Below are 13,335 nucleotides of genomic sequence, written 5' to 3'. Positions count from 1 at the left end.
CGGGCGGGCCCTCGAACGGGTCTCTTCGGCCCCCGCCGGGGGACGGAAGGGCCCTGGCCGGCGAGCGGCGGCGGGCGCACGCTCCAGTCACCACCTCGACGATCCCAAGGGAGTGGAGCTCATGACTGCCAAGGACACCGGTGTCCGTCACCTGACCGACGCCGTGCTGGTGCGGGCCGACGGCGCCGTCGGCGAGGAGTCACTCGCCTACGTCCGCGAGAAGGTGGCGGCCGCCCTGGGCCGGCCCGGACTCCCGGAGGCGAGCGGCGAGGTGCGCGTCGTCAAGGCGTCCGCGCACCACGTCGAGCTGCCCTGGTGGGCGGGGGCGGACCTCCAGGTGGGCGAGGACCTGGTCGTCGTCCACGTCCGTGAGGCGACCGTCCGGGAGCTCGCCGACCGGTTGCACGACCGGCTGCGCGCCCGGGTGGAGCGTGTGGCGCACCACGACGAGCGGGCCCGCAGGGTGGCCGTCCCGCCGCCGTGGCGCGGAGGTCCGGGCCTGTGAACCGGAGCCCGGCCCCGCGGTGCGAGGGGCCGGGCGGGTGCGGCCGAGGAGCGGGACCGGTACCGGTGGTCCCGCTCCTCGGCCGTTCCGCCGCGGGAGGGCCGAGAGTCCCGGCCGGGCAGGGACGTACGGGCCCGGTCGGGGCCGTACGGCACCGGGTTCCGAACTCCCGCACCCAGCACAGTGGTTGACGGAGGCGGGCCGCACGGCACCGCCCCCCGACGCCGCCGGAGGAACCGGCGGCCCCGATCACGGAGGCGGACCACCATGACCCGACAGGACGCGCCGAGCAGGGCGAAGGCCGGCACCGAGGCGGCGCCGTCGGACGCCGCGGTCGCCGTCGACCGCCTGGTCGAGGGAGGCCTGAAGGCCCTCGCCGACTACGAGTCCCTGACCCAGGAGCAGGTCGACCACATCGTCAGGAAGGCGTCGGTGGCCGCCCTGGACCAGCACACGGCCCTGGCCCTCCTGGCCGTCGAGGAGACGGGGCGCGGGCTGTTCGAGGACAAGGCCGTCAAGAACATGTTCGCCTGCGAGCACGTCACCCACAGCATGGGGAGCATGAAGACCGTGGGCGTCGTCGCCCGCGACGACATCGAGGACATGGTGGAGATCGCTGAGCCGGTGGGCGTAGTGGCCGCGGTCACCCCCGTCACCAACCCGACTTCCACCACGGTCTTCAAGGCGCTGATGTCGCTGAAGACCCGCAACCCCGTGGTGTTCGCCTTCCACCCGTCCGCCCAGCGGTGCAGCGCCGAGGCGGCGCGCGTGGTCCGTGACGCGGCGGTCGCCGCGGGGGCCCCGGAGAACTGCGTGCAGTGGATCGAGGAGCCGTCCGTCGAGGCGACCGGCATCCTGATGAGGCACCCCGGGGTCGCGCTGATCCTGGCCACCGGCGGCAACGCCATGGTGAAGGCCGCCTACTCGGCGGGCAAGCCGGCGCTCGGCGTGGGCGCGGGCAACGTCCCGGCCTACGTGCACCGCAGCGCGAAGCTCCCCCGCGCGGTCAACGACCTGGTCCTGTCGAAGTCGTTCGACAACGGCATGATCTGCGCCTCCGAGCAGGCCGTGATCCTCGACGCGGAGATCTACGACGCGGCGCTCGCCGAGTTCCGCACCCTGCACGCCCACCTGGCGACCGCCGAGGAGAAGGCGAAGCTGGAGGCGTTCCTCTTCCCGGCAGGCCGTGCCCCGGGCGGCGGCTGCGAGCCGAAGGTGAACGCCGCCGCGGTCGGGCAGAGCCCCGTGTGGATCGCCGAGCAGGCCGGTTTCAGCGTGCCGGAGGGCACTTCGCTCATCCTGGTGGAGGCCGGGCGGGTCGGCCCGGACGAGCCGCTGACCCGGGAGAAGCTCTGCCCGGTGCTGGCCGTGCTGCGGGCCGAGGACGAGCGCCACGGCTTCGGCCTGGCCGCCGACATGGTCGCCTTCCACGGCCAGGGCCACAGCGCCGTCGTCCACACCGAGGACCGCTCGGTCGCCGAGGCGTACGGCCGGCGGATGAAGACGGTCCGCGTCATCGTCAACTCCCCGTCGTCGCAGGGTGCGATCGGCGGCATCTACAACGGCCTGCTGCCCTCGCTCACGCTGGGCTGCGGCTCCTGGGGGAGTACCTCGGTGTCGAACAACGTCTCGGCCGCGCAGCTGCTGAACGTCAAGCGGGTCTCCGCCCGCCGCAACAACCTCCAGTGGTTCAAGGTGCCGCCGAAGATCTACTTCGAGCCGCAGTCCATCCGCTACCTGGCCTCGATGCCGGACGTCCACCGCGTCACGGTGGTCACCGACGCGACGATGACCCGGCTCGGCTTCGTCGACCGGATCAGCCGGGTCCTGCAGCGGCGCCGTGAGCCGGTGGTGCTGCAGATCATCGACAACGTCCAGCCGGAGCCCAGCATCGACTCGGTGCGCGACGGCGCCCGTCTGATGGGCGACTTCCGCCCGGACACCATCATCGCCCTTGGCGGCGGCTCCCCGATGGACGCCGCGAAGGTGATGTGGCTGCTGTACGAGCAGCACGCGGCCGGTGTGGACGTCGACTTCGCGGACATGCGGCAGAAGTTCTCCGACATCCGCAAGCGCGCCTTCCGCTTCCCGGAGCTGGGCCGGCTGGCCCGGCTGGTGTGCGTGCCGACCACCTCGGGCACCGGCGCCGAGGTCACCCCGTTCGCCGTCATCTCCGACCCGGCCACCGGCAAGAAGTACCCGCTGGCCGACTACGCGCTCACCCCGAGCGTCGCCATCGTCGACCCGCTGCTCACCGCGGCGCTGCCGCCGGCGCTCGCCGCGGACAGCGGCTTCGACGCCCTCACCCACGCGATCGAGGCATACGTCTCCGTCTACGCCAACGACTTCACCGACGGGCTCGCCCTGCACGCGATCCGGCTGATCTTCCGGAACATCGAGGCCGCGGTGAACGACCGTGACGGCGCCCCGGAGGCCCGCGAGAAGATGCACAACGCCGGCACCATCGCGGGCATGGCCTTCGGCAACGCCTTCCTCGGCATCGTGCACGCCATGTCCCACACGCTCGGCGCCACCTTCCACATCGCGCACGGCCGAACCAACGCGGTGCTGCTGCCCCACGTGATCCGCTACAACGGCACGGTCCCGGCCAAGCTCACCGGGTGGCCCAAGTACGAGAGCTACCGGGCGCCCGAGCGCTTCCAGGACATCGCCCGCACGCTGGGCCTTCCCGCCGCCACCCCGGCCGAGGGCGTGGAGTCCCTCGCCGTGGCCGTCGAGCGGCTGCGCGAGGCCGTCGGCATCGAGCCGACGTTCAGGTCGCTCGGGGTCGACGAGGAGACGTTCCTGGCGGCTCTGCCGCAGCAGGCGCTGAACGCCTACGAGGACCAGTGCGCGCCGGCCAACCCGCGCATGCCGATGCTGGACGACATGCGGCGCCTCATGCGGGACGCGTACCACGGCTGACGGGGCGTGAGCACGGGGAAGGCCGGGCGGAACCCGTCGCGGGTTCCGCCCGGCCTTCCCCGTGCCCTCCCCTGGGCCGCCGGTCCCTCCGGCGCGGCGGACGTACGGGGCGGGCTCAGTCCCTCTCCGCCTGCGCGGGGGTGGGGCCGCCGGTCTCGGGGGGCGGGAGCGGCAGGCGGATGCCGTAGGCGCTGCGGCCGCCGACCAGTTCGCGGCCGGTGACCCGTTGCGGGGCGATGCGCAGGAACACCTCCTGCGGCCAGGGCACCCAGGAGCGGGGCCCGGTACGGGTCAGGCGCTCGTGCTCGGCCGGGTCGGTCACCGCCCTCGCCGTCCCGGTGACGACGACGCTCCAGCCGGAATGGGCTGCTCCGTCGACCGCGTCGGCCTCGAAGGCGACAACCTCGCCGTCGACCGCGCGGGCCAGCTCGGAGGCGGCCGAGGTGCGCAGCAGGACGCTGCCGTCGTCGTCGAGGGCGAAGTTGACGGGGAGCACGGAGGGCAGCGCCTGCCGCGTGTGCACGACGCGTCCCACCGTGGCGGTCGCCAGCCGCCGCAGGCTCTCCTGGCGGTCGAGTTCACGGAATCCGTCGTTCCGGTACATGGCCGGACCTGCCTCTCTCACTGGTGCGGGGATGCAGCCGGCGGTGGGGCCGCCGGTCGTTCACCTGTCCGTGCCGGGGCGCGGGGGCGGGGGCGGTGGGCGCCGTCACGGTGCCCACCGCCCCCGCCCCCAGCCCGGCCCGCATCGTGCCGTCAAGGCCGTGCGGGCGTCACGGCCGCGCGGGCGTCACAGCCGTGCGGGCGTCACAGCCTGTGCAGCCAGTCGTCGGCGACCCCGTGCACGGTCGCCCGCTCGGGCTCGGTCCGGGTGTCGTCGGTCCGGTGGCCGAGTTCGTCGACGACGGCGACGACCCCGTCGATCCTCCGGGTCATCGACACGGCCGCCTCCGCCTCGCTGCGGCGGTCCAGCACGCCCCGCAGGGTGACGACGCCCTGGTCCACGCGGACCTCCACGCTCTGCGGCGACAGCCACAGCCCGCGGCCCAGCACCTCGCGGACCACCTCCTCGCGCAGGCCCTCGTCCGTGCGCAGGAAGACCCGCAGCAGGTCGTGCCGGGTGACGATGCCGACCAGCCGGTCCTCCTCGTCGACCACCGGCAGCCGGTCCACGTGCCGCCGCACCATGGTGCGGGCGGCCTGGACGACGCTGTCCTCGGCGTGGACGGTGACCGGCGTGGTGGTCATCAGGCCGCCCGCGGTGCGCGCCCGGGCCCTGGCCGCGTACCGGCGGGCGGCGGGCGTCATCGAGGGGAGCCGGAACGTGCGGGCCGGCGGTTCCCAGCCGTCGGGAGTCTGTGCCTGGTGGACCATCAGGTCCGTCTCGGAGACGACGCCGACGACGTGTTCCTCGTCGTCCACGACGGGAAGCCCGCTGATCCGGTGGTCGGCGAGCAGCCGGGCCACCTCCTTGAACGGGGTGTCGTGCCGGGCCCGGACGACGTCGGTGGTCATCACGGCACCGACCTTGGTCTGCTTCATGGCGCTTCCTCCTCGGTACAGCCGGCGCGGGCACGGATCCCGGCGCCGGAGCGGCGCCGGCCGTGTCGGCGGTGGAACTCGGCGCCCCGCCGGGAGGGCGGGGACGGTGGTGGGCGGTCGCCCGGGCGGGGCGGCCGTGTGGTGTGCGGGTCAGGCGTCGGGGACGACCACGACCGGGCAGTCGCCGTGCTGCAGGACCCGGTGCGCGACGCGCCCGGGACGGGGGCCGAGGTGCTTCGGGTCGCGGCGGCCGATCACCAGCAGTCCGGCCCCCTTCGAGGCCTCGAGCAGCACCCGGCCGGGCGGGCCCTCGACGGTCCGCAGCTCCAGGTCGAGGTCCGCGGGGGCGTCGGCGAGGGCGGCCTCCAGTTCGGCCGCGGCGCGTGCCGCGTGCGGCTCCTCGGGGCCGCCGGAGGGCAGCCGGTGGCCGAGCGGATCGTGCGAGGGGCTGCGCCAGGCGCGTACGGCGGTCAGCGGGACCCGGCGCCGTGCGGCCTCCTCGCAGGCGAGGCGCAGCGCGGCGGTCGGCGCGGCGGCCACGCCGACGACGACCCGCTCCCGGCCGGGACGGGGTGCCCGGCCTTCGATGTCGCCCGGGACCACGACGACCGGGCAGCGGGCGCGGGTCGCGACGGTCAGACTCACCGAGCCGAGCAGGGCGCCGGCGAGGGCGCCGCGGCCCCGTGTGCCGACGACCACGGCCGAGGACCGGCGTCCCTCGCGGAGCAGGACGTACTCGGGTTCCTCGGGCACCACGTCGGTGGTGACGTCGAGGCCCGCGCGGCGGCGCCGGGCCCGCAGGGCGGCGGCGCGCAGGATGTCCTCGCCGCTCACCTCGCCGGCCGGCGCGTCGATCTCGCCGGCGAGTGCCGGACCTTCGTACCGCTCCCACAGGGAGGCGTGGACCAGCCGCAGCGGGAGGCCGTGCAGGGCGGCCTCGTCTGCCGCCCAGTCGACGGCCCTCAGACTGTGCTCGGAACCGTCGACGCCGACGACCAGGGGCAGGGGCAGGGGCAGGGGCACGGTGCTCATCCTCCGTGGGTGAGGTCGCAGACGATGCGGGCCGTGACATCGTCGCGCGGGATCTCGCCGGCGGCCGCGTCGGCGCGGCGGGCGGCCGGGTCCCGCGGACGGCCCGGATCCGGCCCGTGGCGTTTCCGGCCGGCGCGGCGTCAGTCGTGGGCGACGACCGCGACGGGGGCGGTGGCGTGGTGCATGACCGCGTGGGCGACGGAGCCGATGTGCGTGCCGAGCGGGTTGCGGCGGATCCGGCGGCCGACGACGACCAGCGAGGCCTCGCGGGAGGCGGTGACCAGGTGGTCGGCGGGGCTGCCCGGGCGGCAGACCTCGACGACCTCGGTCCGCGGGTACTTCTCCCGCCAGGGACGCAGCGCCTCGGTGAGCGCGGCGGCCGCCTCCCGGGCGAGGCCGTCACCGGGGCCGCCGTCGGCCGTCAGGTCGTACACGGCGTAGGGCGGCAGGTACCAGCTGCTGCTGACGACCAGTGGGGCGTCGCGCCGCAGCGCCTCCTCGAAGGCGAACGCGATCAGCGTGCCGTCGGGGTGGCCGGCGTCGAGGCCGAGGAGGACGGGCCGGAAGCGGGTCGCGGCGGACGGGGCGCCCTGGGCGTCCTCGACGTGCTCGTCGGCGGCCTCCTGGCCGGCGCGGACCAGGACGACGGGGACCTGGGCCCGGGACACCACGGCCCGGCCGACGGAGCCGACGAGGAAGCCGCCGACGCCGCTGAGCGCCCGGGAGCCGAGGACCAGCAGTTCCGCGTCGCGGGCGGCGCCCAGGAGGCCCTGGGCGGAGGCGCCGTCGACGTGCTCGACGCCGACCTCGAGGCCGGGATGGCGCTCCCTCAGCCGGGAGGCGGCCTCCCGCGGTATGCGCTCGGTCCAGTGGCGGCGGGTCCCGGCGGTCGTGAGCAGGCCTTCGCCCATCGGTTCCGGCATCGGCTGCCAGACGTGGACCAGCTTCACGGCGGCGCCCCGCAGCCTCGCCTCGCGCGCGGCCCAGTCGGCCGCGGCGCCGCTCTCGGCCGAGCCGTCGAATCCAACGATGATCGTGCCGGTCATGGCAGCCACCTCCGGGGAGTGTGTGTCCGGGCGTTCCCTGACATCCCTCACTCTCCTGTGCCGTCGCCCTGCGCACCGGGTGCCGCTGGGGCCATGGTGCGGTGCTGAACGTCCCCTCCCCGCAGGGACGTTCGGCGCACGGTGCAACGGCGGCCGGTCCCGCCGGGCGACACGACGCGCCGCCCGGCGGGACCGGGCGGCGCGGGGGTCGGTGCGGATGGGGGGCGGTGCGGGACCGGGGTCCGGGTGGATCGGTCGGTGCCGACCGGTCGGCCCGGACCGGGGCGAGAATTCGGGGAGGGACGGCCGGTCACTCGTGCGGGACCACGGCCACCGGGGCGGCGGCGTGGTGCAGCAGCGCCTGGACGACGGGGCCGATGTGGGTGCCGACCGCCGACCGGCGGATCCGGCGGCCGACGACGACCAGGGCCGCCCCGCCCGACGCCTCGATCAGGTGCGATCCGGCTCCGCCGATCACGGCCTGCGCCCTCACCTCGACGTCGGGAAACTTCTCCCGCCAGGGCCGCAGCACGGCGGACAGCTCCTGCGGCGCCCGCGCGGCCAGGTCGTCACGCACGTCGGGCATGAGGTCGCCGCCGTACAGGTAGGGCGGAACCGTCCAGCCGTGCACGACCCGCAGGGGCGCGCCGCTCCGGGCGGCGGCCGCGAAGGCGTAGGCGATCACCTCGTCACCGGGCTTCTCCAGGTCGAGGCCCAGGACGATCTCCCGGGCGGCCGCGGCACCGGCTCCGTCGCCCGTCGACCGCTCCCCCGGTCGCTCCGCCGGCCGCTCCGCCGGATCCTCGCCGTGCACGCCGGGCCGCACGACGACCACCGGCCGCTCGCTGCGGGCCAGCACCGCCTGGGAGAAGGAGCCGATCAGGAACCCGGCGATCCTTCCGAGCCCCCGCGAACCCAGCACCAGGAGCTCGGACTCCTCCGCGGCCCGCAGCAGCGCCGTGACGGGCTGCCCGGTGAGCTCCTGGGACTCGACCCGCAACTCGGGATGCCGGCGGGCGAGACGGGCCCGCGCCTCGTCGAGGAGCCGCGCGGACCAGTCCTGCCGCAGGTCGCCCGGCGGCAGCGGAGCGCCGAGGGCCGTGGAGACGTAGACGGCCGGCTGCCAGTCCGCGGCGTTGACCAGCCGCAGGGGCAGGTCCCGCAGGAAGGCCTCGTGGGCGGCCCATTCGGCGGCGGCCAGGCTCTCCGGCGAGCCGTCCAGGCCGACGGTGATGGTGCGGGTCATGGGGGAACCTCCTTCAGGCTCCCCCGAGTCTTCGCCGCGTGCTTCGTCCCCGGCAGAGGCCACTGGTCCCACCGCCGTGGCCGAGGGTCCTGGGCCGGGGGCCCGAGGGTCCCGGCCCCGCCGGGGCCCGGGTCCGCCGGCGGGAGCCCTCAGTCGGTCCGCTGCCGCAGGCGGTCCTTCACCTGGGTGGCGATCACGGCGGCCTGGATGCGCCGCTCGACGCCGAGCTTGGCGAGCAGACGGGAGATGTGGTTCTTCACCGTCTTCTCCGCGAGGTACAGCCGCAGGCCGATCTGCCGGTTGGTGAGGCCCTCGCCGATGAGGGCCAGGATCTCCCGCTCCCGCTCGGTCAGCCCCGTCAGCTCGTCCTGCGGCTCCTCCTTCTCCGGTCCGCCCCGCAGGCGGGCCATCAGCCTCGCCGTGGCGCTCGGGTCGAGCAGCGACTCGCCCCGCGCCACGGCGCGCACCGCCGACACCAGGTCGGAGCCCTGGATCTGCTTCAGCACGTACCCGGAGGCGCCGGCCATGATCGAGTCGAGCAGCGCCTCCTCCTCGTCGAAGGAGGTCAGCATCAGGCACGCCAACTCCGGCATGCGCGACCGCAGTTCGCGGCACACGCTCACACCGTCACCGTCCGGGAGGCGCACGTCGAGCACGGCGACCTGCGGGCGCAGCGCGGGTATGCGGATCAGTGCCTGCTCGACCGTGCCGGCCTCCCCGACCACGGTGAGGTCCGGTTCGTCGTCGAGCAGGTCGTGCACTCCCCGGCGGACCACCTCGTGGTCGTCCAGCAGGAACACCCGGACCGGCTCCTCGTGACCGGGCCGCTCGCCGTCCGCCATGTGCTGCTCCTCGTTGCTCGCGCCGAACCGACAGGCCAGGGTACCGGCCGACCGGAATCCTCCCCGATCCGCTCCCCGGCGACCAGCCCCCGGGTGACGGGCCGGCCTTCGGTCAGGCGTCGCCGGCCGGCTCGACCAGCACCTCGCGGTCGTCGGCGCCGGCGGCCAGGAAGGCGAGCAGGGCGGCGCCCTCCCGCTCCACCTCCTCGCGCTCCGGCGCGCCCAGCGGGGCGTAGGGGGTGACGACCAGCCGGGCGGCGGCGCGGCCCTTCTTCTCCTTGCGCCAGACGCCGCGCACGAAGCCGTCGACCAGGAAGGTGCCGGGGATGACGGCGTTGCGGGTCATCATCCGCCGCCGGCTCCCCTGGCTGATGATCCGGGACCGGTCGGCGTGCGAGAGGACCGCGTTGTCGTACTCGGCGAGGAAGCGCACCGGGGCGGGGGTGTCCGGGGCGGGGCGCGGGGCGTCGGGGAGGTCGAGGAGTTCGGTCCCGTTCTCGTCCGTGAAGGCCACGAGCTCGTCCCGCAGGGCGTCCACGGCCGGTCGCAGGCGGGTCAGCCCGGACCAGGTCTGCACGTCCGCCACCGAGGCCGGGCCGAAGGCGGCGAGGTAGCGGCGCACCAGCAGTTCCGGGTCGGCGGCCGGCGCCATGGGGCCCGCCAGCCAGGTCTCGGCGGTCGCGAACACCGGCTGTCCCGAGCGTCCCCACAGGCCGCGCGGCGGGATCTGCACCAGGGGCACCGCGGCGCGCAGCGCGAGCACCATCGACGAGGCGTCCCGGCCGGGCCACCGTTCGGCCAGCAGCCGCGCCAGTTCGGCAGCACTGCGCGGCTCCTCGTCCAGCCAGGCGCGCCCGGTGGCCTCCAGCTCGGCGGGGTCGACGCCTTCCAGCTGCCGCCACACGCGGGGCCCGACGGCGCGTTCGAGGCCGGACCGCAGGGTGGGGCGCAGCATGCGGCAGTCCTCGGCGGTGACCAGGTGGACGGTGCTGCGGAGCAGGGCGAGGCGGACCGCGGACCGCTCCAGCAGCAGCGTGGACAGCTCCTCGGCGTCGAAGTCGCGCACCCTGCTCCACAGGCCGACGTAGGGGGCCTGCGGGTCCTGCGCCTGCATGCCGGTCAGGTGCTCGATCACCGCGTGCGCGGACGCCGGGGCGCGCTCGAGGAGGAACTGGCGGGCCAGGAACGCCCGGTTGAGCGCCCGCCGGGACAGGGTGGCCGGTCGCGTGGAGGTGAGCGCCATTCGGGTGCCGTCCTTGTCGGGGTGCGGAGTGAGGGGTGCGGAGTGAGGGGTGCGGGAGTGAGGGGTGCGGTGCGCGGGAGTGCGGCACGCAAGAGGTGCGGCGTGCGAGAGGAGACGGGCGAGGGCCGAGGAGCCGGGCGGGCGCCGGGTTCGTCGTGCCTCCACGGTAGGGGCGATTGAGGACAGTTCCCGGCCTCAATGCGCCTCGGGGTGGGCAGCGGTCCGCAGGGGTGCCGCGCGGTTCCGGGGCGGCGTCGTACGGCGTGGCGTCCGGCATCCCCCGGTGTCCGGCGCGATGCTCGGCCGGACGGGTCCGGCGGTGCCGCGCCCGCGCCCACCGCCCCACCGGACCTGGAGCGACGACATGACCGTGGCGGTCGTCCTGTTCACCGCCGACCTGCGGGTGCACGACCACCCCCCGCTGGCCGCCGCCCTCGCCGCGGCCGACCAGGTGGTGCCGCTGTTCGTCCGCGATCCCGGGGTGCACGCCCTCGGGTTCGACGTGCCCAACCGCGCCGCCTTCCTCGCCCAGTGCCTGGCCGACCTCGACGCGTCCCTGCGCGGACGCGGCGGGCGGCTGGTGGTGCGGTCCGGACCGGTCGAACGGGAGGTCGCGGCGGTCGCCGCGGAGTGCGGTGCCGGCGAGGTGCACCTGGCCGCGGGTGTCACCGGGTACGCCCACCGGCGGGAGGAACGGCTGCGGGAGGCGTTGCGCGGGCGGGGTGTGGAGGTGCGGACGCACGACGCGGTGATCACCGCCGTGACCCCCGGCGCGGTCACCCCGGCGAAGGCCGACCACTTCGCGGTGTTCTCCCCCTACTTCCGCCGCTGGTCCCAGGAGCGGCTGCGCGACCCGATCCCGGCGCCGCGTGCCGTGCGGGTGCCGGACGTGGTCCGGGGAGAGGCGCTGCCGCCCCGCGACGGGCGGGAGGGCGTCTCGCCCGGGCTGCTCCCCGGCGGGGAGAGCGCGGGGCGCGAGCGGCTGGCCGACTGGCTGCGGGCGGGGATCGACGCCTACGACGAGGGGCAGGACGACCTGGCGGGTGACGCGACCTCGCGGCTGTCCCCGTACCTGCACTTCGGCGCGCTGTCCCCGGTGGAGCTGGTCCGGCGGGCGCGTGACCACGGGGGCGCCGGGGCGGAGGCGTTCGTGCGGCAGCTGGGTTGGCGGGACTTCCACCACCAGGTGCTGGCGGCCCGCCCCGACGCGTCCGTGCGGGACTACCGCACCCGGGAGGACCACTGGCGCGGGGAGGAGGTGGCGCACGAGGAGATCGCCGCGTGGCGGGAGGGGCGCACCGGCTATCCGATGGTGGACGCGGCGATGCGGCAGATGGCCCACGAGGGCTGGATGCACAACCGGGGGCGGCTGCTGGCGGCCAGCTTCCTGACCAAGACGCTGTACGTGGACTGGCGGATCGGCGCGCGGCACTTCCTGGACCTGCTGGTCGACGGGGACATCGTCAACAACCAGCTGAACTGGCAGTGGGTGGCCGGCACGGGGACGGACACCCGGCCGCACCGGGTGCTGAACCCGGTGGTCCAGGGCAAGCGGTTCGACCCCCGCGGTGCGTACGTGCGGCGGTGGGTGCCGGAGTTGCGGGACGTGCCGGACCGGTTCGTGCACGAGCCGTGGCGGCTGCCGGAGGAGGAACGGGCGGCTCTCGGGTATCCCGCGCCGCTGGTCGGCCTCGCGGACGGGCTGGCGCGGTTCCGTCACGCGAGGGGCCGGGACGACCGCCCGCAGGGCTGAGGGGTCCGGGCCCGGGGGTCAGGCGGAGGCGCGCAGGACCAGGCGGGTGGGCATGATGACGGGGGCGAGGGGGGCCGGGTCGACGGCCTCCCCCGCGGCGCAGTCCGCGATGTGGTCGAGGAGGGTACGGGCCATCAGCCGCCCCAGTTCCTCCGCGTCCTGGTTCACCGTGGACAGCGGCGGATCCGTGGCCTCGGCGATCGCGGGGATGTCGTCGAACCCGACCACCGCGACGTCCTCCGGCACCCGCCGCCCGCGCTCCCGCAGCACGCGCAGCGCGCCTGCCGCCATCAGGTCGGAGGCGACGAACACCGCGTCCACCTCCGGGTTCCGCTCGAGCAGCCGGCGCATCGCGGCCGCGCCGCCCGCCTCGGTGAAGTCGCCCTCGACGACCATCTCCGGGGCCGCGTCGGGCAGCACGTCGCGGTAGCCGCGCAGCCGGTCCACCGCGGCGGTCTGCTCCATCGCCCCGGTGATCGTCGCGACGGCGCGGCGGCCGAGCCCCACCAGGTGCCGCACCGCCTCGCGGGCGCCGCCGCGGTTGTCGGAGTTGACGTACAGGTAGCGGTCCGGCCGCTCCGCCTGCCCGGACAGCGGCCGACGTCCGACGCACACGGCGGGCAGCGCGAGCCGGTCCGTCATGTCGGGCAGCGGGTCGTCGGCCCGCAGCGAGAGCAGCAGCGCCCCGTCGACGGACCCGCGGCTGAGGAAGTCCTCGACCCGGGCGTAGTCCTCGGGCTCCTCGATGAAGAGCAGCACCGGGTACGAGCCCCGCTCGACGAGCTCCCGCCGGATGCCGTGCTGCTGCAGCGAGAAGTAGGGGTCGACGAAGAGCCGGTGCTGCGGCTCGGTGATCACCACGGCGACGGTGTCGCTGCGCCGGGTCACCAGGCTGCGGGCGTTCTGGTTGGGCACGTAGCCGAGCTCGCTCACCACCTCGCGCACCCGCCGCACGGCGTCCGGGCTCACCGCCGGCTGTCCGTTGATCACCCGGGAGACGGTGGACCGCGAGACCCCCGCCCTGCGGGCGACGGCTTCCAGCGTGGGCCGCCCCGCGGCGCTCCGGTCGGTCGTCACCTCACCACTCCCTCACACGAACCGCGCCGCCCGAAGCTTCGGCCGGCAACGATCACACTAACCGCCGTCTCCGCTGCTCCGGACCACTCGGGACCGGACCGTGACGCCTGTCATCCGACGTCAA

11 protein-coding genes are annotated in these 13,335 nt (G+C 75.4%); 3 read left to right on the top strand and 8 right to left on the bottom strand.

The window, feature by feature from the left end:
• The first annotated feature begins 121 nt into the window (after nucleotides 1-121).
• Both Sfr03f_RS03935 and adhE read left to right on the top strand, forming a co-directional pair.
• Entirely contained in the window at nucleotides 122-505 is a 384-nt protein-coding gene (locus Sfr03f_RS03935; RefSeq protein ID WP_108953428.1) for a hypothetical protein, read from the top strand.
• Nucleotides 506-772: 267 nt separating this feature from the next.
• Entirely contained in the window at nucleotides 773-3,430 is a 2,658-nt protein-coding gene (gene adhE, locus Sfr03f_RS03930) for a bifunctional acetaldehyde-CoA/alcohol dehydrogenase (RefSeq protein ID WP_108952272.1), read from the top strand.
• Nucleotides 3,431-3,545: 115 nt separating this feature from the next.
• On the opposite strand, the gene Sfr03f_RS03925 is transcribed toward adhE, so the two are convergent.
• The 7 genes from Sfr03f_RS03925 to Sfr03f_RS03895 form a co-directional block, all read right to left on the bottom strand.
• The gene (locus Sfr03f_RS03925; RefSeq protein WP_108952271.1) at nucleotides 3,546-4,034 is read right to left on the bottom strand and encodes a pyridoxamine 5'-phosphate oxidase family protein; all 489 of its coding nucleotides are present in this window, start codon (nucleotides 4,032-4,034) and stop codon (nucleotides 3,546-3,548) included.
• 203 nt (nucleotides 4,035-4,237) lie between these two features.
• The gene (locus Sfr03f_RS03920; RefSeq protein ID WP_108952270.1) at nucleotides 4,238-4,972 is read right to left on the bottom strand and encodes a CBS domain-containing protein; all 735 of its coding nucleotides are present in this window, start codon (nucleotides 4,970-4,972) and stop codon (nucleotides 4,238-4,240) included.
• A 150-nt stretch (nucleotides 4,973-5,122) separates the two neighbouring features.
• A complete protein-coding gene (locus Sfr03f_RS03915) occupies nucleotides 5,123-6,004 on the bottom strand; it encodes a universal stress protein (RefSeq protein WP_170145030.1) in 882 nt (293 codons plus the stop codon).
• Between the two features lie 140 nt (nucleotides 6,005-6,144).
• Nucleotides 6,145-7,050, bottom strand: coding sequence for a universal stress protein (locus Sfr03f_RS03910; protein WP_108952269.1), 906 nt, complete (start codon nucleotides 7,048-7,050; stop codon nucleotides 6,145-6,147).
• Nucleotides 7,051-7,360: 310 nt separating this feature from the next.
• Complete coding sequence (locus Sfr03f_RS03905; protein ID WP_108952268.1) at nucleotides 7,361-8,296, bottom strand: universal stress protein; 936 nt, start codon at nucleotides 8,294-8,296, stop codon at nucleotides 7,361-7,363.
• 149 nt (nucleotides 8,297-8,445) lie between these two features.
• Entirely contained in the window at nucleotides 8,446-9,138 is a 693-nt protein-coding gene (locus tag Sfr03f_RS03900) for a response regulator (RefSeq protein WP_108952267.1), read from the bottom strand.
• Nucleotides 9,139-9,250: 112 nt separating this feature from the next.
• Nucleotides 9,251-10,381 carry a winged helix DNA-binding domain-containing protein gene (locus Sfr03f_RS03895; protein WP_108952266.1) on the bottom strand — a complete coding sequence of 377 codons (1,131 nt, stop codon included), beginning with the start codon at nucleotides 10,379-10,381 and terminating at the stop codon, nucleotides 9,251-9,253.
• Nucleotides 10,382-10,745: 364 nt separating this feature from the next.
• Here Sfr03f_RS03895 and Sfr03f_RS03890 point away from each other — a divergent pair, with 364 nt between their 5' ends.
• Nucleotides 10,746-12,134, top strand: coding sequence for a cryptochrome/photolyase family protein (locus Sfr03f_RS03890; RefSeq protein WP_108952265.1), 1,389 nt, complete (start codon nucleotides 10,746-10,748; stop codon nucleotides 12,132-12,134).
• A gap of 18 nt (nucleotides 12,135-12,152) precedes the next feature.
• Here Sfr03f_RS03890 and Sfr03f_RS03885 read toward each other — a convergent pair whose 3' ends face one another.
• Nucleotides 12,153-13,211: a LacI family DNA-binding transcriptional regulator gene (locus Sfr03f_RS03885; protein ID WP_108952264.1), complete on the bottom strand. Its 1,059-nt coding sequence runs from the start codon at nucleotides 13,209-13,211 to the stop codon at nucleotides 12,153-12,155.
• Between the last annotated feature and the right edge of the window lie 124 nt (nucleotides 13,212-13,335).

This window comes from Streptomyces fragilis (genome assembly GCF_003112515.1).
GTDB classification, from domain to species: domain Bacteria; phylum Actinomycetota; class Actinomycetes; order Streptomycetales; family Streptomycetaceae; genus Streptomyces; species Streptomyces fragilis.
The sequence above is the reverse complement of the archived record's forward strand: the minus strand, read 5'-3'. Positions and strand labels throughout refer to the sequence as shown.

What these genes read in the sequence shown, in the direction of transcription:
- Sfr03f_RS03935 (WP_108953428.1), top strand. Translation starts at nt 122, where the DNA reads ATGACTGCCAAGGACACCGGTGTCCGTCACCTGACCGACGCCGTGCTG.
- adhE (WP_108952272.1), top strand. Translation starts at nt 773, where the DNA reads ATGACCCGACAGGACGCGCCGAGCAGGGCGAAGGCCGGCACCGAGGCG.
- Sfr03f_RS03925 (WP_108952271.1), bottom strand. Translation starts at nt 4,034, where the DNA reads ATGTACCGGAACGACGGATTCCGTGAACTCGACCGCCAGGAGAGCCTG.
- Sfr03f_RS03920 (WP_108952270.1), bottom strand. Translation starts at nt 4,972, where the DNA reads ATGAAGCAGACCAAGGTCGGTGCCGTGATGACCACCGACGTCGTCCGG.
- Sfr03f_RS03915 (WP_170145030.1), bottom strand. Translation starts at nt 6,004, where the DNA reads ATGAGCACCGTGCCCCTGCCCCTGCCCCTGCCCCTGGTCGTCGGCGTC.
- Sfr03f_RS03910 (WP_108952269.1), bottom strand. Translation starts at nt 7,050, where the DNA reads ATGACCGGCACGATCATCGTTGGATTCGACGGCTCGGCCGAGAGCGGC.
- Sfr03f_RS03905 (WP_108952268.1), bottom strand. Translation starts at nt 8,296, where the DNA reads ATGACCCGCACCATCACCGTCGGCCTGGACGGCTCGCCGGAGAGCCTG.
- Sfr03f_RS03900 (WP_108952267.1), bottom strand. Translation starts at nt 9,138, where the DNA reads ATGGCGGACGGCGAGCGGCCCGGTCACGAGGAGCCGGTCCGGGTGTTC.
- Sfr03f_RS03895 (WP_108952266.1), bottom strand. Translation starts at nt 10,381, where the DNA reads ATGGCGCTCACCTCCACGCGACCGGCCACCCTGTCCCGGCGGGCGCTC.
- Sfr03f_RS03890 (WP_108952265.1), top strand. Translation starts at nt 10,746, where the DNA reads ATGACCGTGGCGGTCGTCCTGTTCACCGCCGACCTGCGGGTGCACGAC.